At 49.0% G+C, this 26,077-nt stretch carries 25 protein-coding genes; 13 read left to right on the top strand and 12 right to left on the bottom strand.

Annotated elements, in window-relative coordinates; genetic code table 11:
* The 5 genes from secF to queA all read right to left on the bottom strand — a co-directional run bounded on the left by secF (nt 1) and on the right by queA (nt 5,418).
* Nucleotides 1-939 carry a protein translocase subunit SecF gene (gene secF, locus ACES2G_RS10060; protein WP_374000075.1) on the bottom strand — a complete coding sequence of 313 codons (939 nt, stop codon included), beginning with the start codon at nt 937-939 and terminating at the stop codon, nt 1-3.
* 9 nt (nt 940-948) lie between these two features.
* A complete protein-coding gene (secD, locus tag ACES2G_RS10065) occupies nt 949-2,643 on the bottom strand; it encodes a protein translocase subunit SecD (RefSeq protein WP_374000076.1) in 1,695 nt (564 codons plus the stop codon).
* Nucleotides 2,643-2,987 (bottom strand): preprotein translocase subunit YajC, encoded by a 345-nt coding sequence (gene yajC / locus ACES2G_RS10070; protein WP_347356666.1) that lies wholly within the window; start codon nt 2,985-2,987, stop codon nt 2,643-2,645. The genes secD and yajC overlap by 1 nt, the downstream gene beginning before the upstream one ends.
* A 200-nt stretch (nt 2,988-3,187) precedes the next feature.
* Nucleotides 3,188-4,360, bottom strand: coding sequence for a tRNA guanosine(34) transglycosylase Tgt (gene tgt, locus ACES2G_RS10075; RefSeq protein WP_374000077.1), 1,173 nt, complete (start codon nt 4,358-4,360; stop codon nt 3,188-3,190).
* A gap of 17 nt (nt 4,361-4,377) precedes the next feature.
* The gene (gene queA, locus ACES2G_RS10080) at nt 4,378-5,418 is read right to left on the bottom strand and encodes a tRNA preQ1(34) S-adenosylmethionine ribosyltransferase-isomerase QueA (protein WP_347356671.1); all 1,041 of its coding nucleotides are present in this window, start codon (nt 5,416-5,418) and stop codon (nt 4,378-4,380) included.
* Between the two features lie 81 nt (nt 5,419-5,499).
* On the opposite strand from queA, the gene ACES2G_RS10085 reads away from it, so the two are divergent.
* Both ACES2G_RS10085 and ACES2G_RS10090 read left to right on the top strand, forming a co-directional pair.
* Nucleotides 5,500-6,348 carry an EamA family transporter gene (locus tag ACES2G_RS10085; protein ID WP_374000078.1) on the top strand — a complete coding sequence of 283 codons (849 nt, stop codon included), beginning with the start codon at nt 5,500-5,502 and terminating at the stop codon, nt 6,346-6,348.
* 69 nt (nt 6,349-6,417) lie between these two features.
* Nucleotides 6,418-6,840, top strand: coding sequence for a hypothetical protein (locus ACES2G_RS10090; RefSeq protein WP_347356674.1), 423 nt, complete (start codon nt 6,418-6,420; stop codon nt 6,838-6,840).
* A 54-nt stretch (nt 6,841-6,894) separates the two neighbouring features.
* Here ACES2G_RS10090 and ACES2G_RS10095 read toward each other — a convergent pair whose 3' ends face one another.
* Nucleotides 6,895-8,397 carry an FMN-binding glutamate synthase family protein gene (locus ACES2G_RS10095; RefSeq protein ID WP_347356676.1) on the bottom strand — a complete coding sequence of 501 codons (1,503 nt, stop codon included), beginning with the start codon at nt 8,395-8,397 and terminating at the stop codon, nt 6,895-6,897.
* Nucleotides 8,398-8,618: 221 nt separating this feature from the next.
* Between ACES2G_RS10095 and ACES2G_RS10100 the strand changes: the two genes are divergently transcribed.
* The 7 genes from ACES2G_RS10100 (at nt 8,619) to ACES2G_RS10130 (ending at nt 13,676) form a co-directional block, all read left to right on the top strand.
* Nucleotides 8,619-8,792: a hypothetical protein gene (locus tag ACES2G_RS10100; RefSeq protein ID WP_374000079.1), complete on the top strand. Its 174-nt coding sequence runs from the start codon at nt 8,619-8,621 to the stop codon at nt 8,790-8,792.
* Nucleotides 8,793-8,870: 78 nt separating this feature from the next.
* A complete protein-coding gene (locus ACES2G_RS10105) occupies nt 8,871-9,725 on the top strand; it encodes a YihY/virulence factor BrkB family protein (RefSeq protein WP_374000080.1) in 855 nt (284 codons plus the stop codon).
* Nucleotides 9,703-11,310, top strand: coding sequence for an FAD-dependent oxidoreductase (locus ACES2G_RS10110; protein WP_374000081.1), 1,608 nt, complete (start codon nt 9,703-9,705; stop codon nt 11,308-11,310). The genes ACES2G_RS10105 and ACES2G_RS10110 overlap by 23 nt, the downstream gene beginning before the upstream one ends.
* Nucleotides 11,276-11,710 (top strand): BON domain-containing protein, encoded by a 435-nt coding sequence (locus ACES2G_RS10115; RefSeq protein WP_374000082.1) that lies wholly within the window; start codon nt 11,276-11,278, stop codon nt 11,708-11,710. The genes ACES2G_RS10110 and ACES2G_RS10115 overlap by 35 nt, the downstream gene beginning before the upstream one ends.
* A gap of 116 nt (nt 11,711-11,826) precedes the next feature.
* The gene (locus tag ACES2G_RS10120) at nt 11,827-12,048 is read left to right on the top strand and encodes a hypothetical protein (RefSeq protein ID WP_374000083.1); all 222 of its coding nucleotides are present in this window, start codon (nt 11,827-11,829) and stop codon (nt 12,046-12,048) included.
* Between the two features lie 22 nt (nt 12,049-12,070).
* On the top strand, nt 12,071-12,340 hold the full coding sequence (locus tag ACES2G_RS10125; RefSeq protein WP_374000084.1) for a hypothetical protein: 270 nt from the start codon (nt 12,071-12,073) through the stop codon (nt 12,338-12,340).
* Nucleotides 12,341-12,557: 217 nt separating this feature from the next.
* The gene (locus ACES2G_RS10130) at nt 12,558-13,676 is read left to right on the top strand and encodes an aminotransferase class I/II-fold pyridoxal phosphate-dependent enzyme (protein ID WP_347356686.1); all 1,119 of its coding nucleotides are present in this window, start codon (nt 12,558-12,560) and stop codon (nt 13,674-13,676) included.
* Here ACES2G_RS10130 and ligD read toward each other — a convergent pair.
* The gene (gene ligD / locus ACES2G_RS10135) at nt 13,673-15,967 is read right to left on the bottom strand and encodes a DNA ligase D (protein ID WP_374000085.1); all 2,295 of its coding nucleotides are present in this window, start codon (nt 15,965-15,967) and stop codon (nt 13,673-13,675) included. The genes ACES2G_RS10130 and ligD overlap by 4 nt on opposite strands.
* 2 nt (nt 15,968-15,969) lie before the next feature.
* A complete protein-coding gene (locus ACES2G_RS10140; RefSeq protein ID WP_374000086.1) occupies nt 15,970-16,797 on the bottom strand; it encodes a Ku protein in 828 nt (275 codons plus the stop codon).
* A gap of 183 nt (nt 16,798-16,980) precedes the next feature.
* On the opposite strand from ACES2G_RS10140, the gene kdsA reads away from it, so the two are divergent.
* Complete coding sequence (gene kdsA / locus ACES2G_RS10145; protein ID WP_374000087.1) at nt 16,981-17,835, top strand: 3-deoxy-8-phosphooctulonate synthase; 855 nt, start codon at nt 16,981-16,983, stop codon at nt 17,833-17,835.
* Between the two features lie 57 nt (nt 17,836-17,892).
* On the opposite strand, the gene ACES2G_RS10150 is transcribed toward kdsA, so the two are convergent.
* The 3 genes from ACES2G_RS10150 to ileS form a co-directional block, all read right to left on the bottom strand.
* On the bottom strand, nt 17,893-18,777 hold the full coding sequence (locus ACES2G_RS10150) for a serine protease (RefSeq protein ID WP_347356690.1): 885 nt from the start codon (nt 18,775-18,777) through the stop codon (nt 17,893-17,895).
* A 105-nt stretch (nt 18,778-18,882) separates the two neighbouring features.
* Nucleotides 18,883-19,629: a tRNA (N6-threonylcarbamoyladenosine(37)-N6)-methyltransferase TrmO gene (tsaA, locus tag ACES2G_RS10155; RefSeq protein WP_374000088.1), complete on the bottom strand. Its 747-nt coding sequence runs from the start codon at nt 19,627-19,629 to the stop codon at nt 18,883-18,885.
* Nucleotides 19,626-22,802, bottom strand: coding sequence for an isoleucine--tRNA ligase (ileS, locus tag ACES2G_RS10160; protein ID WP_347356694.1), 3,177 nt, complete (start codon nt 22,800-22,802; stop codon nt 19,626-19,628). Before ileS ends, tsaA begins: the two co-directional genes overlap by 4 nt.
* A gap of 244 nt (nt 22,803-23,046) precedes the next feature.
* On the opposite strand from ileS, the gene ACES2G_RS10165 reads away from it, so the two are divergent.
* The 3 genes from ACES2G_RS10165 to ACES2G_RS10175 all read left to right on the top strand — a co-directional run bounded on the left by ACES2G_RS10165 (nt 23,047) and on the right by ACES2G_RS10175 (nt 25,155).
* Nucleotides 23,047-23,769 carry a hypothetical protein gene (locus tag ACES2G_RS10165; RefSeq protein ID WP_374000089.1) on the top strand — a complete coding sequence of 241 codons (723 nt, stop codon included), beginning with the start codon at nt 23,047-23,049 and terminating at the stop codon, nt 23,767-23,769.
* A 152-nt stretch (nt 23,770-23,921) separates the two neighbouring features.
* Nucleotides 23,922-24,398 carry a VOC family protein gene (locus ACES2G_RS10170; RefSeq protein WP_347356697.1) on the top strand — a complete coding sequence of 159 codons (477 nt, stop codon included), beginning with the start codon at nt 23,922-23,924 and terminating at the stop codon, nt 24,396-24,398.
* A gap of 166 nt (nt 24,399-24,564) precedes the next feature.
* Nucleotides 24,565-25,155, top strand: coding sequence for a hypothetical protein (locus tag ACES2G_RS10175; RefSeq protein WP_347356698.1), 591 nt, complete (start codon nt 24,565-24,567; stop codon nt 25,153-25,155).
* A gap of 23 nt (nt 25,156-25,178) precedes the next feature.
* On the opposite strand, the gene ACES2G_RS10180 is transcribed toward ACES2G_RS10175, so the two are convergent.
* A complete protein-coding gene (locus ACES2G_RS10180) occupies nt 25,179-26,054 on the bottom strand; it encodes a LysR family transcriptional regulator (protein ID WP_374000090.1) in 876 nt (291 codons plus the stop codon).
* Nucleotides 26,055-26,077: the final 23 nt, after the last annotated feature.

Here is a 26,077-nt window from a genome sequence, read left to right on the forward strand (position 1 = left end):
TTAAGCAGCTTTGGCTTTTTTGAACTGGAATTTATCCATCAAAAGAACGAAAGGAGCTGCTACATAGATAGAGGAATACGTACCGAAGAAGATACCCACACAGATAGAGAAGGCAATGTCTTCAACCGTTCCATCAGCAAAGATATACAGGCACAACGCGGAAATGAAAGTCGTTCCGGAAGTGATCAAAGTACGCACCAACATCTCGTTGATAGACTTATTAATAACGAACTTGAAGCCCTTGTCGTGGCTTCTGCTGTCAATCTCACGAATACGGTCAAACACGACGATGGTATCATTCAGAGAGAAACCAATCAGTGTCATGATCGCAGCCAAGATAGATACGTTCACTTCTTTACCCACCAATACAAAGATCGCCAAAGTGATCACCGCATCGTGGAACAAACAAAGAACTGCGCCCGGAGCAAACTTGTAATCAAAACGAAGCGCCACGTAGATCAAAATCACCAGCAAGCAATAGAATACCGCCAGCAAACCATTACGCTTCAACTCCGCACCGACCTGAGGTCCGACTGTATCGATACGACGGATGTCCGGATTGGACGCTACAAATTTCTCGGTGATGAGACCGCGAACTTTTGTAAGGTCTGCATTCAGGATTTCATTTGTTTCCTTGTCCGTTTTACCTTCACGGCCCTGGAAACGGATGATGAATTCATCCCCTTCACCGAAGGACTGAACACCCACTTCACCCAGATCCAAGCCCGCGACAGAGTCACGAACCTGATCAATAGTCACACCCTGGTCAAACTTAACCTGGATCTCGGTACCACCTTTAAAGTCAATACCATAGCTGATTCCGTGAACCGCCAGATAAATCAAAGAAGCGACCACCAGGATCAATGAGACCCCACCGAAGAACCAAGCCTTACCTACGAAATCAAAACGGCCAAAAGATTCTGTTTTATTGTTAGCCATATTCACCTACTAAACCGACAACTTCTTGAAGTTGAATTTATTCACCAAGGTATCCACGATCACTTTAGACACGAACACGTTCGCGAACATGGAAGTGACGATACCGATCAACAATGTCACAGCGAAACCACGTACTGGACCTGTACCGAAGTACAAAAGAACCACAGCTGTTGCCGCCGTTGTCACGTTGGCATCGATGATCGCAGACATTGCCCGGTGATAGCCCTCTTGAACGGCAACCTTGATACTGTGCCCAAGTCGCAGTTCTTCCCGGATTCGTTCATTAATCAGCACGTTGGCGTCAACCGCAAAGCCGACAGTCAAAGCGATACCCGCAATACCCGGCAACGTCAGAGTCGCACCAAAAGTGGTCAACAAGGCGAAGATACCCAGAATGTTCAAGCCCAACGCAAAGGATGCCACAACACCCATGGATTTGTAGTAAAGTATCATGAAGATCACGATGATCGCCGCACCCACGTATGAGCCCAATTTTGCCTTGTTAATGGCATCAGCACCCAAAGTCGGACCCACGCGGCGTTCTTCAAGCTGCTCCAAAGAAGCAGGCAAAGCACCGGCACGAAGAGATGTGGAGATCATTTTAGCTTCGTCCATCATCCCGTTACGGTCACGACCACCACCCAAAGTGATAACCGCAGAACCGCCGGAAATACGATCACGCACGCTTGGTGCGGATTTAACGATCTTATCCAAAACGATAGCCATTTGCTTACCGACGTTGTTACCAGTCAGATCAGCAAATTTCGCAGCACCTGCAGTATTGAACTGCAAGGACACTTGCGGAGAACCATACTGGTCATAACCCACAAACGCGTCATCCAAAGCGCCACCGCCCAGATCTGTGTCTGTTCTTAGCAGATAAGGAATTGCGCCCGCATCGATGGTTGTCGCGTTAGGAGCTTTTTCAAAGTACACAACCGTTTTTTCCGGAAGTTTGCCTTTCAAAGCCTCATTCACGCGAGTCACGTAATCAGAGTACTTGGTGTTTTCCATAGTAAAGTTGCCGGCTTTTTCAGCCTCTGCAACCAGCACCTGAAGCTGTTGAGAGTTCATTTCGGAGGACACGATCATGAAATCAAGTTTCGCAGTTGTATTGATCAACTGCTTGGCTTTTTCCGCATCAGCCATCCCCGGAAGCTGGATCAAGATACGATTCGCGCCTTGTTGAGAGATGGAAGGCTCTGCCACCCCGAACTCATCAATACGGTTACGAATTGTTTCGATAGACTGCTGAATAACGCGGTTTTTATAGTCATTCAAGTAGCTGTCGAAGTAACGAGCCGTTACACCTGTGTCTGTTGTACCCACCACTTGCAATACCGTGGAATACTTATCAGCCAGGAACTTTTCGACTTTGGCCTTGTCCGCCGCATTGGCCACGACGATCTCTACAGATCCTGTTTCCGGCTTCTCAGATTTTACATCTGCGAAAGGAATAGTCTCTTTAGTCATTTCAGACTTCATGGACGCGATCAAACGAGTTGTGGATTCTCTCACCACCCCATCAACATCGACACCCATAACCAGGTGCAAACCACCCTGAATATCCAAACCATAGTTCAATTTTTGCTTAGATGGCCACCAGGACATTTTGTCCATGTTCACCAAGTTAGGAAGTACCCACACGATAGATGCGGCCACACCCAGCACTGCTACAAATGTTCTCCAGCGAAGACCTTCCATTATTTCTTTTCCTCTTGAGTTGCTGCTTTCTGAGATGTCGCGATTTGGCTGCGAAGCATTTTAACTTTCACGCCGTCTGCAATTTCCAAAGTCACGAACTGTTCAGTGATACCTTCTACACGACCCAAGATGCCGGAAGAAGTGACAACTTCGTCACCTCTTTTAACTTCATTCAAGAACTTCTGATGTTCTTTCTGACGCTTGGACTGAGGACGAATGATAAGGAAGTAGAAGATTACGAAGATAAAGATAAACGGCACAAACATTTCAAAGGCTGAGGGCTGACCGCCGCCAGAAGCTGCTGTTTGGGCATGAGCTGTGGATACTAGAAGTCCGTATAACATTGATTCCTCCATAAACTTTCATTTCAAGCTGACGTTAAAATTCAGCATTATTCTTGGGAAGAATCAATAGTTTAGTGGAAAGTCGCTCAAAAAGGTTCGGATGCAAGGCGGAGGGACTTCCCACAGCGCAGGCGTGCTCCAAGCACGTCGAAGCGAGGACAAGGCCCGACAACGCAGCAGGCGAGCCTTTTTCAGCGAGTTTACGAATCCTTCTTTGCGAAGCGTGTCAAACAGAAGTCACGATACTCTGCCCAACGTCCTTCTGCGATAGCCTCACGCGCTTTTTCCATCACCTTCATATAGAAATGAATATTGTGAATGGTATTCAGACGAGAACCCAGGATCTCCCCGCTCATGAACATGTGACGCAAGTAAGACTTGGTATAGTTCTTACACGTGTAGCAATCACATTCTGGATCCAGCGCTGAAGGATCTTCCTTGTACTCACTGCGCTTGATACTGACCTTCCCATTCCAGGTGTAGATCGTCCCATTGCGTGCCACTCTTGTAGGCATGACGCAGTCAAACATATCAATACCCGAATCAATAGCCATAATCAGATCCGTTGGAGTCCCCACGCCCATCAGGTAACGCGGCTTATTAGCCGGCATCTTTGGTGCTACTTCAGGCAACAAGGCGTGCATCAGGTGCATTGGCTCCCCGACGCTGAACCCACCCAAGGCATAGCCCGGCAAGTCCACAGAACAGATCTGCTCCATGCTCTTTAGACGGTGCTTCAGACTCAAACCACCCTGAACAATCCCGAACAGCAAACTTTCTTTGCGAGTCATTGCAGCTTTAGAGCGCAACAACCAGCGATAAGTCAAAGCCATGGACTTTTCGATCTCTTCATCCGTCGCCGGATACTTCAAACATTCATCAAAGGCCATGATGATATCAGAGCCCAGATCCATTTGGATTTCCATGCTCTTTTCCGGAGAGATAAAGTGCTTTGCCCCATCAAGGTGAGAACGGAATTCCACACCCTCTTCGGTCATATTGCGAAGCTGAGACAAGGAAAACACCTGGAAGCCGCCGGAGTCCGTCAGGATCGGGCCATGCCAGTTCATAAACTTATGCAATCCTCCCATGCGCGCGATGGTCTTTTCACCAGGACGCAAGTGCAAGTGGTAGGTGTTGCCCAAAACGACCTGCGTGCCGCATTCTTTCAGCTCCTCCGGAGTCATCGCCTTCACCGTGGCTTTGGTTCCCACCGCCATAAACACCGGCGTTTGCACCGGACCGTGAGCCGTCATCAAAGTCGCACGACGGGCGTTCCCCTCGGTCGCGTGAACCTTGAATTCACCAAGACTCATTGCTGCATCTGTCGGAGTGCTGTTTGCACCCACGCTTGTCTTACTTCCATCCAACATAACTTCATCCTTCATCATTATTTCCAAACTTTATCGACCGACGGTGAAGTCCATACCGTCAAATCGCCATAGGAAAAGAGCCGGAACTTTCGCTCAATGGCCCATTGATAGCAAGCTTTTACTCTTTCCAAGGAGGCAAATCCCGCCACCAGCGCCACCAACGTGGACTGCGGCTGATGGAAGTTCGTCAGAAGACCATCCACCACCTTGAACTCATATCCGGGTTGAATCAAAAGCTTCGTAAAACCTTTGTATCCTTCACTTGTCGCAGATCCCAGAAGCCCTAACGCCGCACTTTCCAAAGATCTTGTTGTGGTGGTCCCCAAAGACCAGATGTGACGACCCTGCGCCTTCGCTTTTTGTACGACGTTCCAGGTCTCGTTACTGACCTCAACATATTCTTCATGCATATCATGATCGTTCAGATCTTCAGCGGTGACTGGCAAGAAGGTTCCCAGCCCCACATGCAAGGTGACTTCCACCACCTGCACACCGCGATCGCGCAACCCCTGAATGTCGCTTTGAGAAAAATGCAAACTGGCCGTGGGTGCGGCAAAACTGCCCGGAGTTTTATTCCAAGCCGTTTGATACCAGGATTCATCCGCATCCACCGTGTGGCGCTGTTCGCGGGCTTTTTGAATGTACGGAGGCAGCGGCAATTCCGCGACCTTCTGAAAATACTCTTCGCTGACTTCCTGACTTAAAGCGACCTTTTGCGGGCGGCCTTTCTCCAGCAAAGTCATTTGCACACCCAAGGGAAGCTCCAGACTTGCGCCAACTTTAAACTTTTTGGAAGGGAATAAAACCTCCCAGTCGGTCGCGTTGAGTTGTTTTAGAAACAAAATCTCAACATCACCCGAAAACACACGGCGCTTGAGCACCCGGGTGTTGTTCACCACCAACACATCTCCGGCCGGAATGCGCACCAAAAGATCCTGAATTGAGATCTCTTCAGGTTCGCCTGCACCGGCTGCCACCCACATCACGCGAGACGGTCTTTGCGGAGCCGTGGCAATCAGCTCTTCTGGAAAAGTGAAGTCCAAATCCGTTAATTTCATAGGTGGCCGTGATACCATAGTCTGGCGCACCACGGCAGTTTTTTCTGGCACTTTTCCATGGATTGGAGCTAAAACAGCCCTATGACTCTTGGACCCTTGTTGCTTTTACTCTCTGCCCTGCTTCACGCCGCCTGGAATGCCCTGGCCAAAGCTTCTAAAGACAAGGAAAGCTTTCTTTTCCTCACAATCCTTCTCAGTGGGATCTTAACTGCTTCAACCATGGTGATTTCCGGGCAAAAGTTCATTTTCCCAGGCCCGCAAATTTTTGGAATCGCCGTGCTCTCGGGACTTTTTGAGGGCCTTTATTTTCTGACCCTATCCAAGGCCTTGCGCGCTTCGGGCTTGGGAAAGTCCTATGCTATTATGCGCGGCGGAGCCATGGTTTTGGTATGGGCCTATTCCAGTTTGTTACTGGGCGAGCACGCAAGTCATATCCAAATCATGGGAGCTATTTTGGTTCTAGCCGGAATTCTGGCCATCAACTTCAAAGACCTGCTTCAAAGTGGAATAGCCAGCCTTAAAGCCGACATCTGGTCCTTCTTAAGCGCGCTCTTTATCGCAGGCTACCACCTTTGTTATCACGAAGCCTTAAGCCAGGAGGCCGAACCCATGCCGCTGTTCCTGGTTGCCATGGTGGTCTCTTTGCCGTTCCTGCTTTTCGGAATCCGCTCTGAGCCTTTAAAGCGCGTTTCCGGCACACTCAAAACACACCCCTACCGCGTGCTGATAACGGGGACATTCGCCACTTCTTCTTTTTTGATTTTCCTGTACGGCTTAAGAATCTCTGCGCCGGGTTTTGCTATCTCCCTGCGAAACTCCTCGATTTTCTTTGCGGTGATGTTTTCCTTCTTCCTGAAAGAATCCCTAAGCCGGATGCAATTGATTGGCGCCTGCACAATTGGCCTGGGTGCACTGCTGCTAAGCCTGTGATTTATTCTGGACTGCACAGCATTTTGGATATTTCCTACAATCGATGCTGTTCAACATAAAGGAAATATTATGAATCATACATATCTTCGTTTGGGACTTGCTTCTATGGCCACTCTTTTCGTCGCTGCTTGTGCGCACCATCCCGATGTTCGTGCCAGCGCTGATGGCATCCATCGTGTGGTGATTGCCACTGACGACAAAGAAGAAGGTTCTCGCGAAGCCATTCGCCAGGCCAACAGCTTCTGCAAAGAACGCAACATGACAGCTGCTTTCGTAAATGAGAACTCTCAGTACCAGGGCGACCTTGACGAAAAAGATTATAAAATGGCGAAAAAAGCCAGCACCGCTGCGAAGATTTTGGGCGGCACCACTTATGTTATGGGTGGAAAAAATGAATCCAATGTCGGCGGCATCGTCGGACTGGGCGGCGCCGTGGCTGATGGTGTTTTAGGTAAAGGCTATAACGTCGAAATGAAGTTCAAGTGCATGTAAGACCCACAGGTCTTTAAAACAAAAAAGGAGAAGCTTGACGCTTCTCCTTTTTTTTTACCCTTCACTGCCCGGGTAAATTTCCGCATAAGTGCGGATTCGATCCTCTTCCACACGTTTATGCAACAAACTGCGATCCAAGTCAGAATGTTTCGCAACCCCCATGGCTCCGATCATATGGGCCACGGTTTCCAAAGTTTCCTGGTGGAAATTCTTCACACGGACACGCTTGGTCGGAATATGAAGCCCTTTGACCAAGGCTGGATCTTGAGTCGCAACACCGGTTGGACACTTATTGTTATTGCAACGAAGTGCCTGAATACAGCCTAGCGCCAACAGCATCGAACGAGCGGCATAGGTCACATCCGCACCAATACAAAGCAACTTGATGATATCAAATGCCGTCGTGATTTTACCGGTGGCAATAACTTTGATTTTGCCCTTCAGACCCGCTTTTTTCAGCGTATCCACGACAATCACCAAAGCATCCATACCCGGCATCCCGATATAGTTGGTGAATTCCAAAGGCGCCGCTCCCGTTCCGCCTTCAGCGCCATCAACGACGATAAAGTCAGGATAACTCTTCTTCTCAACCATCAGGTTAACCAGCTCTTGGAACTCATGACGATGCCCCAAACAGAACTTGATCCCGACAGGCTTGCCACCTGAAAGCTCACGCAACTGAGTCACAAAATCCAACATCCCCTGACTGTCAGAGAATGCTTTGTGTCCCGGAGGAGAGATCACGTCTTTCCCCAACGGCACGTTACGAATATCAGCAATTTCCTGAGTGACCTTTTTACCTGAAAGCATCCCCCCGTGACCCGGCTTGGCCCCTTGAGACAGCTTCAGCTCAATCATCTTTACTTGAGGATGAGCGGAGTTTTTTCTGAAAAGTTCCGGATCAAAAGCCCCATCATGGGTACGGCAACCAAAATAACCCGTTCCGATCTGCCAGATCAAATCCCCACCCGGTTCCAAGTGATAAGGGGAAATCCCCCCTTCGCCTGTATTATGGGCAAAGTTTCCATCCTTAGCGCCGCCATTCAAAGCCAAAATACTGGCTTTAGAAAGAGAGCCAAAGCTCATTGCGGAAATATTCAGCAATGACATGGAGTAAGGCTGTTTACAAAGATCCCCACCGATCGTCACACGCAGTTCTTTGCGATCCACGTGTTTTGGATAAAGGGAGTGCGTGACGAATTCATAGCCTTGCTCGTACACGTTGTGCTGAGTTCCAAACGGAACCGTATCGAGAACCTTCTTAGCACGCTGATACACCACGGAACGCTGTTCACGACTGAACGGTTTACCATCGGTATTAGATTCGATAAAATACTGATTTATTTCAGGTCGAATGGATTCCAGAATATAACGGAAATGACCAAACACAGGGAAGTTGGATTTGATCGCATGGCGTTTTTGAATAATGTCGCGGAAGCCCAAAAGGAAGAACGGAATAAAGAAACACAGCGAATACAGCCCTGGCGGCCAATACAAATAAAACACCATGTTTATAATCAAGCAGACCACAAAGGCCGTATAAAACTCTCTTCTCATCTCAGTTCCTCTAAAAACCCTGTTTGCCGACAATTATCGACTCGATCAAACAGCGAATCTAGTCCAACTGGACTTAAAAGGCAAAAGAGAAAAACCCGGGGCGTCCCGGGTCCTGTTCGGTTAGAACGTCAGAGGAAAGCTCATACTTAACACCCCCCTTATAAAAATGTTGTTAGCGACTTCCCAAGGGGAGATCTTTGAAGACCCCAGGAGGTTTTACTATGGACACCCCTAAAACACCGGAAAAGAAGCCACCTCGCCCACCCCAAACACAACCGACAGAACCCCCTGTTGAAGAACCTTCCCAACCCGAACCCGTGCCGGAAATCGAACCCAATATACCGCCCGAAGATCCGACTCAGGACCCGGGAACTCCCCCGCAGCCCGAAGGCTAGAAAAGACGCTGTTTTTATGCAAAGACTTTTACCTTTCACCTACGTTTGAAGGACTCAATAATAAGAGTGAGGTCTTTCATGACGAAAGTTCGAAACTTCGTAGTCACCTTTGCAGATCGATTTACCGAATGCCACACCATGACCTGGGCGGCGTCGGTAGCGTTCTATACCTGTTTTTCACTCGCACCTTTGATAATGATTTCTTTGACTCTGGTGGCCAACATCGGCTTGGAACTGCAGCAGGCCTTTCTGCGCGAGGTGAATAACCTTGTCGGTCCGGTAGCGGCCGAAGCTGTGCAGGCCATCGTTCAAAATGCCAAAGAAAGAACGGACCTTATTTCCATGGCGGGAGTTGTGGGCTCTGTCACCCTGATCCTTTCCGCGGGATTGATCTTTGGCGAAATGCGCTCGGCCCTGACGGTGATTATGGGGAACAAAGAACAGCCGGAAGATCTCAGCATCCTGAAGGCCACCCTGGCCTATCTTAAAAACCGCCTTTTCCACATTGGGCTGGCGTTCGGTTTTATCTTCGCCATGATGGTGTCCCTGATTGTCTCAACAGTGCTGACAACCATTGTGCGTATCGGGCTGATAGACAATGGCGAAGGGGCCTTCCTTCTGAATATCGCTATCTCGCTGGTCTTGTACATTGTGTTGTTCACCGGCATCTTTCATTTTCTTCCGGTGCCTCGTTTCCCGCTGCGAGCTGCAACATTTGCCGGTCTAATCACAGCTCTATTATTTGTCATCGGCAAGGAACTGGTGGGCTTGTATCTGGGCAGCAGTTCTATCACCTCTTCCTATGGTGCAGCTGGCTCCATCGTCGTTCTGCTGGCCTGGGTTTATTATTCAACACTGATTGTTTTTATTGGCGGACACACGATCTATGTATGGCGAAAGGAGATCTCCCATGCAGTTGCATCACCAAATTAATCCTTCCTACTGGCAATCACACCCCTTGCCGCCTTTGCCTCAACTGCGCAAGGATTGTTCAACCGATGTCTGCATTGTCGGTGCTGGGATCACCGGCCTGACCACAGCCTATCTGCTATTAAAGAACGGATTCAAGGTCGTGCTTTTAGAGCGGGACACCTTAGGCAACAACGAAACCGCCCGCACCAGCGGTCACCTTTCCAATATTCTGGATGAAGGCTTGGCCCACCTTATAGATTCGCTCGGTGAAGACGCTGCGAAAAAAGCTGTGGCCAGCCACTCCGACGCCATCGATCTGATCGAAAAGATCATTCAGGAAGAACATATCTCCTGCGACTTTAAAAGACTGGACGGGTATCTCTATCTCAGCCCTGAAACCAACAAAGATTATCTCAAACAGGAAGGCCAGGCGGCCCATAAGCTGGGGTTGCGTGACGTGGAATTGCAAGTCTCGCCCACTCACTTTTCAGATTTCGGTCCGGCTTTGCGCTTTTCCCAGCAAGCCCGCATCGACAGTCAAAAATATCTTTTGGGTTTGCTTCAGGCCATTCAAAAAATGGGTGGCGAAGTCTATACGGAATCTCCGGCCGTCGAATTCAAGGACACCCCCCTGACTTACGCCAAAACAACAGCGGGATATTGCGTCTATGCAAAAAAAATAGTCGTTGCCACCAATGTCCCCGTTAACGACCGACTTCAGATCCACAACAAGGAAAAGGCTTTCCGCAGCTATGTGATTGGAATCGAAGTCCCCAGCGACAGCTTCCCCGACATTCTGATGTGGGACACCTCTAAACCTTATCACTACATTCGTAAAGTACCGGATATCCACGAGGGCATGGACCTTCTGCTCATTGGCGGCGAAGATCACCGGGTCGGACAGGAGGATCATCCGGAAAGCAAGTTTGAAACCCTGCACGATTGGGCTCTTTTTAACTTAGGCATCTCCGGGCCTATCGCCTTTAAATGGTCCGGGCAGATCATTGAACCTCTGGATGGCCTGGCTTATATCGGAAAGAATCCGGGGGACCGAAACACCTATATCGCCTGCGGTGATTCAGGCCACGGCCTGACCCACGGAGCACTAAGCGCCATGATTCTGCGCGATCTGATTCAGGAAACTCCAAACGAATGGACCGACATCTATTCCCCTTCACGCTTCCGCATGCGCAGTCTGGGTAAAGCCCTGCGGGACAATATGAATGCCCTGGTTCAATACAAAGATCGAATTCATTTGCGCCAGGAATTAAAATTCAGCACCAGCCAACCCGGCGAAGGACGCCTGCTGCATCAGGGGCCAAAAACTTTTGCCATCTACACCGACCTGCAGAATAGAACCTATACGATGAACGCAGTCTGCCCGCATCTGGGAGGCATCGTTCACTGGAATGCTGCGGAAAAAACCTGGGACTGCCCCTGCCATGGCTCACGCTTCAGCTGCACCGGTGAAGTACTTAACGGCCCGGCCATCTCTAGCCTGAAAAGCACCGTTCTGAAATCTTCCTCAAAACCCGAAGCTTCGGAAACCACGACCGAAGAAAGGACAGACTATGAAGACCGCAAAGAAAGTGACTCCTCGATTTAAAAACAAGCGCCCAACGCAGGAAAAAAGTGTTCACTGCTACAACGACATGGATTCACAAAAAGAACTTCGTTCCAGTGAGCTTGATGTCGCCCGACTGCAACAGGAAAAACCTGGCTGCGCCGAAAGCTATCGCCCGGCCTTTGACGATGCGCGATTTGTCTCCACCTCTTCCAAGGATGAAGAAAAAAGTGACCGGCTTATTGAAAACGAGCTGCATGATAAACTGAATCTTGAAATTGAAATTAACACCGCTGATGTCGAAGTCATGGTGGTCAACGGCGAAGTCACTTTGCGAGGAGAGGTCCAATCGCGAAAAATGAAACGCTTCCTCGAAGAACAAGTCGCCCGGTGCGCCGGGGTTAAAGACATTCACAACGACCTGCACTTCAAACGAAAGTAGAGACCGGGACCTACCAAGGTCCTATCTGTTTTGTGGTCTCTAACAACTTCAAAAGCAAGACATAGGCTTTACCCTTTGACAGAGCGACAATGAGACCAAATAAAAAGGAGGACCCCATGGCCAACTATCGTGAAAATGTGCCCACTTATATTGGCACACCCAAACAAAGAAGCCCCTCTTCTGAAGTGCCTTCGACCATTCAATCCCGTGCAACGTCACTGTTTAATAGCGGCAAAGACTACGCCATTCAGCATCCCTATCAAGTGATTCTGGGAGCCGTGGGCATTGCCGGCATTGGGGCTCTGACTGCCTATCTGGTGAACAAGGCCAGACACTAACAAACAACTCAAAGGGGGCGATATGAAACTCACCATGATCATTCTTACTGCGGGTCTGTTGCTGCCTCTAAGCAGCCTTCAGGCACAACCCCGAGGTCCACATGAACGGCGTCCCGCCGGTCCTCCTCCACGCACGTCTCAAAATACTTTATTGGAGGGACAAAACGACATCGAACGCCGCCAGGAAAGAATCCTCAGGGAGCACCGCAGACAGATGAACGAACAACGACAACGCGAAGAACAAATGCGACGGGACATGCAAATCATGCCCGATGGTCGCACTTGGGATTAAGAGCGGCCTAAAGCACTCGTCACCGCGAGTGCTTTTGCCCAGAAGACCAGAATCCAGCTCGAATCATAAAATGTGTTGCTAGAAAGCACCACAGAGTCCGTAAAAAAAGATACAGTCTTTGGATGCACGGCAAACAAATATTCCGCGTAGTTGCAACTTGCCATGACCTATTGGATAATTTCCTCATCGACTAAACACTTTCTTCGAGAGAGATATTATGAGCATCCAACAAGTTCCATTTATCACACTGAATCGTTTCGAGCCTGGTTTCCGCGATGAGTTCCTGAGCGGCGTTGCAAATCTTTTCGATAAAACCCAATTCGTGGGCGGCCCTATTGTTGGCGAGATGGAAGCCAACCTAGCCACTTACACAAAATCCAAACATGCTATCGGCTGTGCCAACGGAACAGACGCCATTCAGATTGCTTTGCGCGCTGTTGGCGTTGATAAAAACGACAAGGTTCTTGTTCCTGATATGACTTTCTGGGCGACTTTTGAAGCCGTTGTCAACGTAGGCGCAAATCCTGTGACTGTGGATGTGAACCGCGAAACATGCCACTGGGATCTTGCCACATTCAAACAGGCGGTTGAACAATTCAAACCTAAAGCAGCGGTGATGGTTCACCTTTACGGCTGGGCTTCCGCGGATACTCTGGAAATCCGCAAATTTGCAAAGGACGCTGGCGTTCTTCTGATCGAGGACGGCGCTCAGTGCTTTGGCACTGAAATCGACGGCCAGTCCATCTTGGGCTCGGCTTTGATCTCCACCACTAGCTTCTATCCAGCAAAAGTTCTGGGTGCTTCTGGTGATGCGGGCGCGATCTTCACGTCCAATGACGAATACGCAAAAAACTGTCGCACACTGATTAATCACGGCAGAACCGATCACTACTCTCACGGCATGATTGGTTGGAATTCCCGCATTGGGGCTTATGAATCCCTGTTCCTGAACATGTCTTTAAAGCACATTGATGCTCGCATCCAGAGCCGCATGAACGCCGTCAAATTCTACGAAGAATCCCTCAAAGGACTTCCATTGAAACCGGCTCGTGCAACTTCAAAAGTAAAAGAAAACGGTTACTGCGCAGTTGCCATGATCGAGCCTTCTTTGCGTGGATCTTTGATTGATTCCCTGAAGAAAGCCAATGTTGGCTACGGCACTATCTATCCAGGGGCGATGAGCCATCAGTCCGGTTCTGCAGGTCACCTGGCCGGCAAGATCGACAACGGCAATGCTCACCATATCTCTCAAGCAGTTTTGAACCTTCCGTGCTTTGCTTATATCACACAGGAAGAACTTCAGTACGTTTGCGACACTGTTAAGAAGCACTTCTAAACAGGCAAAATCGGGGCCCGGGCAAAGTAATTTGCCCAAGGGTCCCTTCCGCTTCTCAAAAGCTGCAAAGCTTTCTTCAGACTTACCGAATCCCCGCCAGAATATTTTCCCAACTGAGTCCAAGCCACTGGCCAGGCCACAGAGCTTTTATCTCGTGCCCGAAGTGAATAAGGCAAAACACTGGTGGAACCTTTTGAATTACGAAAATAGTCTATAAAAATTTTTCCTGGACGAATTCTTTTGGTCATCTTGGCAACAAATCTGTCGGGGAAACGCTGCTCCCAATTAATGGCCAGATGCTGGGTAAAACGCTTCACTTCGTCCCAACTGGGGCCAGACTTAAAAGGTACGTGGATATGCAACCCCTTACCGCCACTTAGCTTCACAAAACTTTGCAGTCCCAACGCCTCCAGGTCTTTCTTGATCAGCAAGGCTGCCGATATCATCTCTTTCCACTCAACCCCCTCACCAGGATCCAGATCCAGAACAAACTGATCCGGCTTTGCAGGCGCTTCCGCACGACTGTTGCGGGCATGAATTTCATACGCTCCCATTTGCACAAGTTCCAGCAGCCCCCGCGCATCGCGCACATACAAGGCCGAATCCTTTTCAAAAACAGCCACCGCATCCGCTCTTGCATGCAGGTGTTTTTGAAAGAAGCACTTCCCCGCTGCTCCATCAGGACAGCGAAGCAATGCCAACAAGCGATTTTCAATGTAAGGCTGCAATCGTTCCGCCATCGCAATATAGTATTCCGCCACCTGAAGTTTTGTGATTTGCTCTGCAGGATAAAGGATTTTATCGGGATTCGTCAGCAACAGTGAATCTGATGTCACCTCCGGGGCGGGTTTGTCATTTCTTAGCTCGACAAAGACAGGCGCACGCAAATGCGCACCTTTAGTCCAATTCGCGAAACTCACTTCTGCCAGCAGCTTAGGCTTTACCCATACCGCCTCTTTCTTCGGCGGATCCCCCGCCTGAAACGGACTCTGCACGCTCTTGATTTTGACCATTTGCCGTAATAGCGAATCAATTCTTTTTTGATCAAATCCAGTTCCAACCTTGCCTACAAAACGCAACAAGCCTTTTTCATACACCCCCAACAGCAAAGCTCCAAAATCCTGGCGATGCCCTTTTCCCGGAACATATCCTCCGATCACAAACTCCTGTCGATGCAGGAACTTGCTTTTCACCCACTCACCCTTACGACCCGAGACATAAGTGCTCTCGAGTTTTTTTGAGATCACGCCTTCCAATCCTTGCGTCTGAAGTTTTCTCCAGTGTTGCGATGGAAGTTTCTTTATTTCCCGGCTAAGGCGAATTCCTCCACGCTGACCTTTCAGGATTTGCTTAAGCCTGCGACGGCGCTCTTTCAAAGGAAGATCACGCAGATCTTCGCCATTGAGATTTAAAAGATCAAAAATGATATACGTCAGTTTTTGAGAAGGATCTGATTCGAAATAGTTTTGCAGATCCTGAAAATGACTGCGCCCTTTTGCATCCAACACGACCACTTCCCCGTCAAACACGGCAGACTGCACAGCAAGTTCGTTCAAATCTTGAACCACCGAAGAAAGCTTTCCCGCCCAGTCGTGCCCCGCGCGAGTGTAAAGCCTCACCTTCCGTCCCTCGACATGGGCTTGAATGCGATATCCGTCCCACTTCACCTCGTGCAACCATTCAGATCCACGAGGCGGCTCATCCACCAGCAACGCCAGCATGGGTTTCACAAAATTGAAGTTTTTTTTATTGTGCGCTCTGCGTGCAGTGATTTTTGCACCAATCACTGAAGCCTCGTCTCCGGCACGCGCGAAAGAGTCTTCTCTTTTTACCAAAAGCCATTGGGGACTTTTCCCATCAAAGCGTGTTCGGATCAAATCCCAATTTCCCTTGAGGCGATGTCCTTTGAGTTCAAACTCCAAGTGGCCCTTCTTAAAACCCGCCACCGGAGATGACTTCGGAATCCAAACCCCCGAGTCCCAGATATACACCTCACCAGCACCGTATTCGCCCTTGGGAATACGACCCTCGAAGTGCCCATAGTCCAAAGGATGATCTTCAACCTGCACCGCCAGACGCTTCAGATGCGGATCCAAAGAAGGTCCCTTGGGGACCGCCCAGCTTTTTAGGACTCCCTCCCACTCCAGGCGAAAATCGTAATGCAAATGAGAAGCATGATGCTCTTGCACGACAAACATCAAAGACGACACCGGCTTTTTCCTGCGCTTCTTATGCGAAGGTTCGGGCGTTTTGCGAAAGTCCCGCTTTTGTCCATAAGTCCTCAGCGACATAACTAAGCTCGCAGCCGGGTTTTACGTTTGGTTTTCTTGCGCGCCTGCAGACTTTTTTGCAGAAGCGGCATCAGGTCGATGACATTGTCAGTGGCTTCAATTTTTTCAGCCTTGGCCTCAAGAACTTTGTGGCCTTTGCCCCCGCGCACTTTACGTTGAATGGTCTTCATCACATCCTGATAGTAGGTATCGCGGTACTGATCCGGATTCCACTTGGAAGTCATCCCATCCACAAGGTCCTCAGCCATCTTGAGCTCTTTGGGGCTGTAAGAGCGTTTCTTCACACTCGCATTTAGAAAATGCATCTGTTTTTCGTTTTTCACCTCGTGGGAAAAACGTAAAAGCTCCAAGACCAGATAGGGCCCCCGGGCCATCACTAGTGCCAAATGCTGTTTGATTCGGATCACCAGCTTGGCAACGGCCACTTTTTTAGTTTCCTCCAAAGCATCCCGTAAAAGAAAATATCCTTTTTCCGCGCCCTTCTGAGGAGCCAGATAGTATGGTCGATCAAAGAACATAGGGTCCACCTCATCCAGAAGAACAAAGTCCTCAATGTCGATGGTCTGCGTGGCTTTTATATTAGCTTTCTTTAACTCAGCCTCAGTAAGGATCACATAGCGCCCTGATTGGTATTCGTACCCTTTGACAATGCGGTCACTGGGCACTTCCTGGCCAGTTTTTGCGCTGACCTTCATGTACTTAATCCGTGACATGTCCTTCTTGTCGAGCAAAGAAAAATGAACCTCTTTTTCGCTCTGCGCGCTTTGCAAGGTGACGGGAATATTTAAAAGACCGAAACTAATAGAGCCCTTCCAAATACTCGCGGCCATGATGACCTCCTCACTTTAGAAGAAACCATCCCCGGCCCATTGAAAAGGCGCCATTGCCCTTTTTGCCAAGAAGCGCCGTCCCCTTCCCAAGGCCCAGTGGCGCTACACATGACAGGCTTTAAAAATCCATGTCAAAACCCGCAGAACGATGTTATCCTTTCTGGCATTGAAACGGATGGTCTTATGCAAAATAAAACAGTCAAAATCGGAAATATCGAGGTCGCCAACAACAAGCCTTTCGTGCTTTTTGCCGGACTGAACGTTCTGGAATCCCGCGACTTAGCCATGCAGGTCTGCGAGCACTTTGTGAAAGTAACGGACAAGCTGAAGATCCCTTATGTTTTCAAATCCTCTTTTGATAAAGCCAATCGCTCTTCCATTCATTCCTATCGCGGACCAGGCATGGAAGAAGGTCTTAAGATTTTTGCTGAACTTAAAAAAACATTCGGTGTGCAGGTCATTACAGATGTCCACGAAATCCATCAGGCCAAACCTGTTGCCGAAGTTGTGGATGTGATCCAGCTTCCAGCCTTCCTGGCTCGCCAGACTGATCTGGTCGAGGCGATGGCGCGTACCGGGGCTGTTATCAACGTCAAGAAGCCCCAGTTCCTGAGCCCCGGCCAAATGGGAAATATCGTTGAAAAGATCGAAGAGTGCGGCAATGACAAGATCATTCTTTGTGATCGTGGCACCAACTTCGGTTATGACAATCTGGTTGTCGATATGCTGGGCTTTAATATCATGAAAAAGGTCTCCAAGGGCAGTCCGGTGATTTTGGATGCAACCCATGCATTGCAATGCCGTGATCCATTTGGCTCTGCTTCCGGCGGTCGCCGCGGACAGGTGGCTGAACTTTCCCGCGCAGGCCTGGCAGTCGGGATTGCTGGCTTGTTCATCGAAAGCCATCCAGATCCGGATAAAGCCAAATGTGACGGCCCTTCCGCGTTGCCACTTTCCAAGGTGGAACCATTCCTGCAACAGATGAAAGCACTGGATGAGCTGGTGAAATCGTTCCCGGAACTGAATACTGAATCTTAAAAAACAAAAAGCCCCGGCAAACGGGGCTTTTTCGTATCAGCTTAAAGGCTTTGAATCCTAAAGACTTTTGGCTCTTTTTAAAGCTTTGATGATAAATGAAATATCGGTGACATCTTCCCCACGACAGTCATCGTCCTGACAACGATAACTCATGTTGCAAGATCTCGTGCTGTCGTAATCAAAATCCATTTCACCGCGCACTAAAATACCCACAACTTCATTTGTTCGCGCATTGAACACCGCAGAGCCCGAATTGCCGCCATAGGTGTCCAAATTCGCTGTGAAATAACCTTTCGACACTGAACGCACAGTCGCTCCATCTGCCACCTTTGTCGGCAATCCCGCAGGGTGACCAATCACGAACAACTCATCCCCTGGCTGCACAGGCTGCTGCTGCAATCGAACCGGCGGCCTATTCAGAACCGGACGATCCAGGCGAATCAGGGCGTAATCCTGCTTGGATGAGTACTCACGATACACCAGCTCTTTGCAGGCATAGACATCGTCATACATAGACGTTAATGGTGCCGTGGCGGCATCTGTCATACGGTAACCGAAAACGTAAAGATAGTTCTGGCAATCAGCCGTGTTTTTCACGCAGTGACCAGCTGTTGCAATCAGATCAGCCCCCACCAAAGACCCTGAACAATTCGCCGAAGTCGGCTGCTCAAAAAAGGCTTCGTCGGAACACAACTCACGCTCCCAACCATACTTGGTGGGCTTGTGAGCAAAACCATCTTTGCCGTTATTATAAAGATCTTGCTTGGGAATCAGCGCCAGCGTGGAATCGGCCAAAGTGCGAATGTCTTCACGTTGCACTTGATAGACATCCACGCGATTGTCTTCACCGTAAATAACTTTTGGAGTAACAGACACAAATCCCACAGACAAGGTGGCAGCAAAAGCGACTGACAAAGCCGCGACGAATGAATTCCTTTTCATTACGCTTCCTTTGGTTTCCTTCATGGAAACTTCTTGTTTTAATTTTGCAGGGAAAGATTTTTGATTTCAAACACTGATATTAAAGAGGTCCAGCTCTTTAACGTGTTACTTCATATCCAAAACATCATAAACCACGAAGCCCGCTTCGGTGATTTCATACTTTACGTCGTTACCCAGAATTTCAATTCCAAAGCGCAAACCCCAGGATTTTTCCTCTGTGGCAGGCGATTGTCGTTTTTGAAATGCCGGGCGCGGATCAAGCTCCATCACCTCAATGATCAACGCCTTTAAGTTCTTGCTTCCGCCCGGATCGCGCTGACTAATTTCCGTTTCGGCTTTTTCAGAGAACATCACCGGGTATCTTGGAATCGGCTCTGACGCCCACCCCGCCCCCGCCTCTGGAATGGAATCCGCATAGGCTATATATGGCTTGATATCCAAAACCGGCGTTCCATCAATCAAGTCGACACCGCCAACGTGGATTTCAGGTCCCCCTGCGGCCTCAAGATCAATTTTTTCAATAGTGACTGCTGACAGACCAATCGGATTCGGCCGATGCGGAGAACGCGAAGCCAGCACGCCGACTTTGCGATTTCCCCCTAAACGTGGCGGCCGAATGCTGGGCTTCCAGCTTTTACCGCCGTGATCATGAAAAACAAAAACGATCCAAAGATGGGTGAACTCTTCAAGACTGCGCAGCGAGGTTTTCAAATCCGGATCAGGGTGAAGTTTAATCACCCCTTTCGCCGTAGAAGCCAATCCTGGCTGGCGCGGAACCCCGAATCTGTCACGAAACGGCGTCTTCACCAGACCGATGGCTGAAAACTCGAAAACCTCACCCCACTTGTTCATGAGCGCGGAAGATTGGTCACGCCGATTTTGATCACCTGACCATCAATATCCGAAGTCTCGGTGTGTTTACCGGTAGGCTCTGCCGCCAGATTGATGATGTTCAGATTCTTCGTCAAAGTTTCAGAAGTGATCATTTCTTTATGAGCTTCCAAAGCCTCTAACAAGACCCCCGCACAAGCGATATCCAACGTGATCTTGTCATCCATTTGGAAGTCCGCTGTTTTACGCGCAACTTGAATCTTACGCATGATCTCACGAGCCAAACCTTCACGTTCCTGCTCTGGAGTCACTGTCGGATCCACCTCGATGGACACGATCTGATGCACAGAAAGATTCGCGTTATCGCCTTTTGGAGCACGACGGATTTCAACGTCGGAAAGCTGAATCTCTTCACCTTCCACAACCACGATCTCACCGTTTTCAAGCTTCAACAGACTTTCCAAAGACAATTTCTGAATGCCTGCCCCTACAGCCTTCATCTTAGGCCCCAGACGCTTCCCCAAAACCGGGAAGTTTGCCTTGGCCGTGACCTGAACAAACTGGTCTTCATTGGCATTATAGACAACTTTACGGAAGTTCAGCTCGTCCACGAAGAACGGTTCAAACTTCTTCAAAGTTTCCAGCAGCTCAGCACTTCTGTGGATGATCTTAACTTCATTCAGCGGAATCTTGGCTTTCACACCGATCTTTTCACGGTGATTACGGCCCAAGGTCACCAAGGTATCCATGGCCTTCACCGCCTCTTCCAACTCAGGACGAAGCATGGAAAGATCCGCCTCAGGGAAACTTTCCAGGTGAACAGAATCCTTCTTGTTCGGAAGAACCTGTGCCAGATTTTTATATGTCACTTCGGCCATAAATGGCGCAAATGGAGCCATCAGGCGGGACAATGTTGTCAGGACCTCATGCAAAGTTTCATAAGCATAACGTTTTGTTTCCGGCATACCTTCTTGCCAGAACAAACTGCGGTTGAAACGGATGTAGGTGTTCGTCAAATCTTCGATGAATTGAAGCAAGTGAGGAACCACGTTGTACAAACGATACGCATCCATCTCTTTGTGAGTGTTGGCAATCAAAGCGTTCAGTCGGGACAAAACCCACTGGTCAAGAATGTTTGGTGATTTCTTTGCATCCCCTTTGGGAACGAAGCCATCGATATTGGCATAGTTTGCAAAGAAGGAATATGAATTCCACCATCTCAGCAAGATCTTACGAACGATGTCGTACACACCTTTTTCAGAGAATTTTAGCTCCTGAGCCTTCACCACCGGAGAGTCAATCAAATACAGGCGAAGCGCATCGGCCCCGTGTTGATTCAGAACCTCCATAGGATCCGGGTAGTTCTTAAGGCTCTTGGACATCTTACGACCATCTTCAGCCAAGACCAAACCGTTCACTACGACATTTTTAAATGGTGCCTGATTGAACAGGGCTGTTCCAATGATCGACAATGTATAGAACCAACCACGAGTCTGATCCAGACCTTCCGCGATGAAGTCGGCCGGGAAGGCTTTTTTGAAATCTTCCACAGAAGTTTCCGGATAACCCCATTGCGCGTATGGCATGGAGCCGGACTCAAACCAGCAATCCAAAACGCCATCGACACGTTTTAACGGGGATTTGCCCGTTGGCGACGGGATGGTGATCTGATCCACAAACTCAATATGCAAATCATCGATCTTCTGACCGGAAAGTTTCTCCAGCTCAGCGCGAGAACCCACACAGATCATTTCACCTTCAGTATTTCTCCAGATCGGCAGTGGTGTTCCCCAGAAACGATTGCGCGAGATCGCCCAGTCACGGGCACCTTCCAACCAATTACCGAAACGACCATCACGAAGATGATCCGGTACCCACGAAGTCTGCTTGTTGTTGGCGATCAATTCTTCCTTGATCTTTTCAACAGCCACAAACCACGAAGAAACAGCACGATAGATCAGTGGAGTATCCGAACGATAACAGAACGGATAACTATGCTGGATCGTGTCCTGCTTAAACAGGCTGCCACGTTTTTTCAAATCAGCGATGATGTCTTTATCAGCATCTTTCACGCGCTTCCCAACATAGTCAGGAACTTCCGCAGTAAACATGCCGTCGTCATCCACTGGATTCACCATCGGGATGCCCGCTTTCGCACAGGCGTAGTAATCGTCTTCACCAAAAGCCGGTGCCATATGCACCACACCCGTACCACTTTCAGTGGTCACGTGGTCAGATGAAATAATGCGGAAAGCACCCTTGTCCGCGCGATCAGCGAAGTACGGCAGAAGGGGCTCGTAAGTCAGACCCACAAGTTCTTTGCCCTTCATCATCTGAAGAACTTCCACTTCCTCGTCCGCTTTTTTGAAGATGGACGACAGCAGCGCCTGAGCCAGGATCAATTTGCGACCCGTGGCTTTTTCAAGAACCTTCACATAATCGATATCAAGGCCTACTGCCAAAGCCAGATTGGATGGCAGTGTCCAAGGCGTGGTCGTCCAGGCCATGATCGCCGTGTCTGGCTGATTAATCAGCTTAAACATCACCGTGATCGCAGGATCCTGAACCATCTTGTAGTTCTGATTGGCTTCAAAGTTGGAAAGCGATGTTGAGATCCCTACAGAATAAGGAACCACTTTATAACCTTCGTAGATCAGACCTTTATTAAACAACTGTTGGAACACCCACCAGACGGACTGCATGAAGGAAACGTCCATAGTGAAGTATGGATTTTCCATATCCACCCAACGGCCCACTCTGCGCACCGTTGTTTTCCACTCTGTGGAATAACGTTTTACGATAGAACGGCAAGCGTCGTTGTAGTTCGCTACACCCATTTTCAAAACGTCTTTACGACTTTCAATTTTGTGAGTCTTGTTGATCTCATATTCCACTGGCAAACCATGACAGTCCCAACCAAAACGACGAGGAACTGTATAACCCTTCATTGTCCAGTAGCGTGGAACGACGTCTTTCAACACGCCTGCAAGCAAGTGACCATAGTGCGGAAGACCGGTCGCAAAGGGAGGACCATCATAGAAGCTGTAAGTCTTCTTGCCTTGTGGATCTAAAGACCTGGCAAAAATCTTTTCCTGATCCCAAAAATCCAAAATTGATTCTTCCTGCTTCGCGAGCTGGACATCAGGTTTTACGGAGGAATAGGGATTGTTGCGGGTGTTGTTTGCATTTGTCATAGGTCCTTAATAACTATCAGCTTTTTAAGGAACTTGCACGTCTAGAAGACCCCTTTCCTGCCCTTCCTTTGCATTTTGGCATTGCGTCAAGGGGGCCTCCCCCTTCCGCCAGAGGAAAAGTCACCTTTCACCCTTATCTGTGACACTACAGGGAGCCCTGTCTAGAGAGTAAACAGAACTCCTTTCCCCTTGTGGCAGTTAATCCGCTTTAGTCTCTGGAATACTTTCTGCACCCCTGCTACCGATGGCAAAAGTCCTATTCCTAATAACCCTTTTCTTAAGTGCAACAGGCTGGAGCAAATCCACACCCGTCACCTATAATGAGTTACGTCCACGCCTGCTTCTTCAGGCGAAGGCGGATCTCTATGAGGTCGAGGCTTATCCTGAAATCGCCATGCCCCCAAAAGGTTCGGCGGTGGACCTGAGCTTTACTGAATACAATCAGCCGAAGATTCGCAAAGGGCATTTCTATCGTATCAGCTACCTTCGCTCCTACGACGTTTATGGTTTAAAAGACTCTAAAAAAGTGGATACGGTCTACTCCCTTTCCCTTATTGAGCTTGGCCAGAGTCTGCAGCCCACCGGTGTTAAGTTTGATGTGGGTGCCAAGGCCGACCCTGAAACTGTGGTTGGCAATTTTATTCAAATCCCGGATCAACTTTCTTCAAGTCCTACTCTGCAAACAGGCCGCGCCCAAGTTGGCGACCATATTGTAAACTCCTCTGCCGTGCGACTGGGAGGCCTGCAGGTGGCTGCATACAACAAGTTTGAAGTTGTCAGTATTCGCAAGGAATACATCCCCTTCACACTGGCTTATAACTACATCCTAAGTCTGCGTGAGGTCCGATCCAAAAAAATGTATGAGCTCAAAGCACCCGGCCTGCAAAAGCTCCCGGTATGGGCCCTCGTCGTTGCTCCTGGCAACGAGCGTGTTATTAAGTTTCCAGGTGGAGAACTACACTACTAAACCCATGCCTCTCGTCTGATTGTGCCGCTTCACAAACAACCGGGGCCGGCACTTTTGTTTCGCACAATAAACCCATTTACTTGGTGCCCCCCGTCTCCCCGCTCTCTAAAATAAACTCCAACAGCAAAACAGCCCGACTGGAGAATATGAATATGGCGGAACTAGTTACCTGCGTTTGGTTTGACCATGGAGAAGCCGGCAAAGCTGCAAACTTCTATGCAAAAACATTCCCCGACAGCAGCGTCGGACGCGTGAATAAAGCCCCGAGCGATTTCCCCGGAGGCAAAGCCGATGCCGAACTCACCGTTGAGTTTACAGTGCTGGGACGCAAGTTTGTCGGTCTTAATGGCGGCCCCTTGTTCAAACCCAACGAGTCTGTCAGTTTCATGGTTCTGACTGAAACCCAGGAAGAAACGGATCAGTACTGGAATGCCATCGTCCACAACGGTGGTGCGGAAAGCGAGTGCGGTTGGTGCAAGGATCGCTGGGGCTTTTCCTGGCAGATCACACCAAGAATACTGCTCGAACTGACCACCAGTTCAGATCCCATCAAGGCCAAGCGAGCCTTTGATGCAATGATGACGATGAAAAAGATTGATATCGCCGCACTCAAAGCCGCCGCCCTTTAATACATAGACTGAACATAAAGCGCGGACGCCGCAATCCGCCCGCGCGATCAGTCGCTCCCCATCGAAGATACTGAGGGAGCAGAAATGTTCATGTGCAACGACGTCATCGGTCGATACTTATAGACATGACAAGTCACCTCCCTTACGAAATTCTATGGAGGTAATCATGAAAGTCGTACTTCTTTTCTCATTGATAGCTTTCGCGCTGACGACTCACGCCGAGGATTCATTTTTCATTGGCGATCCTTTGAGCTTAAAACAAGAAGCCTACAGTGTCGTATCGAGCAAATTTCCCGACGCGGAACTATGGCTTATTCAAAATTATTCACGGGAACAGTGGGCCCAGGGCTGCTCTCAATTTGGCTGGATCTATCTCTTTATCGGCTCTGAAAATGGTTTGGAAAAAGATGTTCGCATCAAATTTGACCATGCCAGACAAGCAGACGGAACCTGCAAATACACGGCAAGAAAAGAATTTGAAGTCGAACCCAGCCAAGTCGTGGGGATTCAGAGACTGGAACTAGCTAAGGTTCACACTGAATACCAGGAAGCTCAGGCTACCGCTGAAAAAACTCTCAACGTTCCTTTCAAGATTTGGTGGGCCAAACTGATAACCCCTTTACATCCCGCCGCGAATGGCCGGGTGTTTTGGAACTTCAAGGGTCCCGTAGAATGCAACAAAGGGGCTGAAATCAGCATCGACGCCTCAACGGGTCAGTTTGAAAAAGCCTTTTCCACCTTACCAAGCTGCCCGTAAACCACTTGGGCTGTGAAAGAAGCTTACGGCCGCCGGCTGGCTAAGATATCTCGGGCAAATTCCAGGACCTGACTTTGAGGTCGGGCTTTGAGGCTGTGCAAGTAAATCCCATAGGGACAATCAAACCACGCTGCTTTCAACACTCGAAAAGAACCCGCCTTCCAATTGCTCACTAAAATATCAGGCAGCAGTCCCACGCCCAAACCTCTTTGCACCTGCTGCGCAATCACTTCCCAACTGCTGATCTCAAACAAAGTGGGAAGAGTCTTGCCGAATTGTTTTCTATATCCCGCTCTTAGCTTTTCCGTCTCAAAACGTGGTTCGGTCAAAATAAAGGACTTCGACTCTATTCTTTTGTCGCTGTCACTTTTTGACGTGCTCTCGACCAGAAGAAACTGTCCTTTCTTCACAACTGTTTGCTTCAGCGTGGCCAAGCTTTGACTGCCAATGGTCATCCCCAGATCAACTGAGCCACTGGCGACCGCCTCAATAATCTCGTTCGTTGTTCCAAAACGAACCTGAACAGTCGAAAGAGGGAACTTCCTTTTTATTTCCTGCAAAAGTGGATTCAGGTACGCCGTCGATAGCGTCCGCGAAAGGCCTATCTTGATTACCACCGTCTCTTCCGCCGGGAGCTTCAAACTTAAGGTCTCAAACTCAGAAGCCGCAGCTAGAAGGACTTTCGCCTGCTCCACCACAACATAGCCAGCTTCGGTCACCTTAAAGGACTTTTTTCGATGATCAAGAAGCGGGGTTCCCAAATGCTTTTCAAGAGCCGAAATAGCCCGGCTAATTGCCGGATGAGTGACTAAATTCTTTTGAGCGGCCCCGCTAATGCTGCCAAGAGCGACAGCATCCACAAAATACTTAAGATGATAGAGATTTGGATATGTAATCATATATCACATTTTAAGTAATTTTT

The organism is Bdellovibrio bacteriovorus, assembly GCF_041888015.1.
GTDB lineage: Bacteria > Bdellovibrionota > Bdellovibrionia > Bdellovibrionales > Bdellovibrionaceae > Bdellovibrio.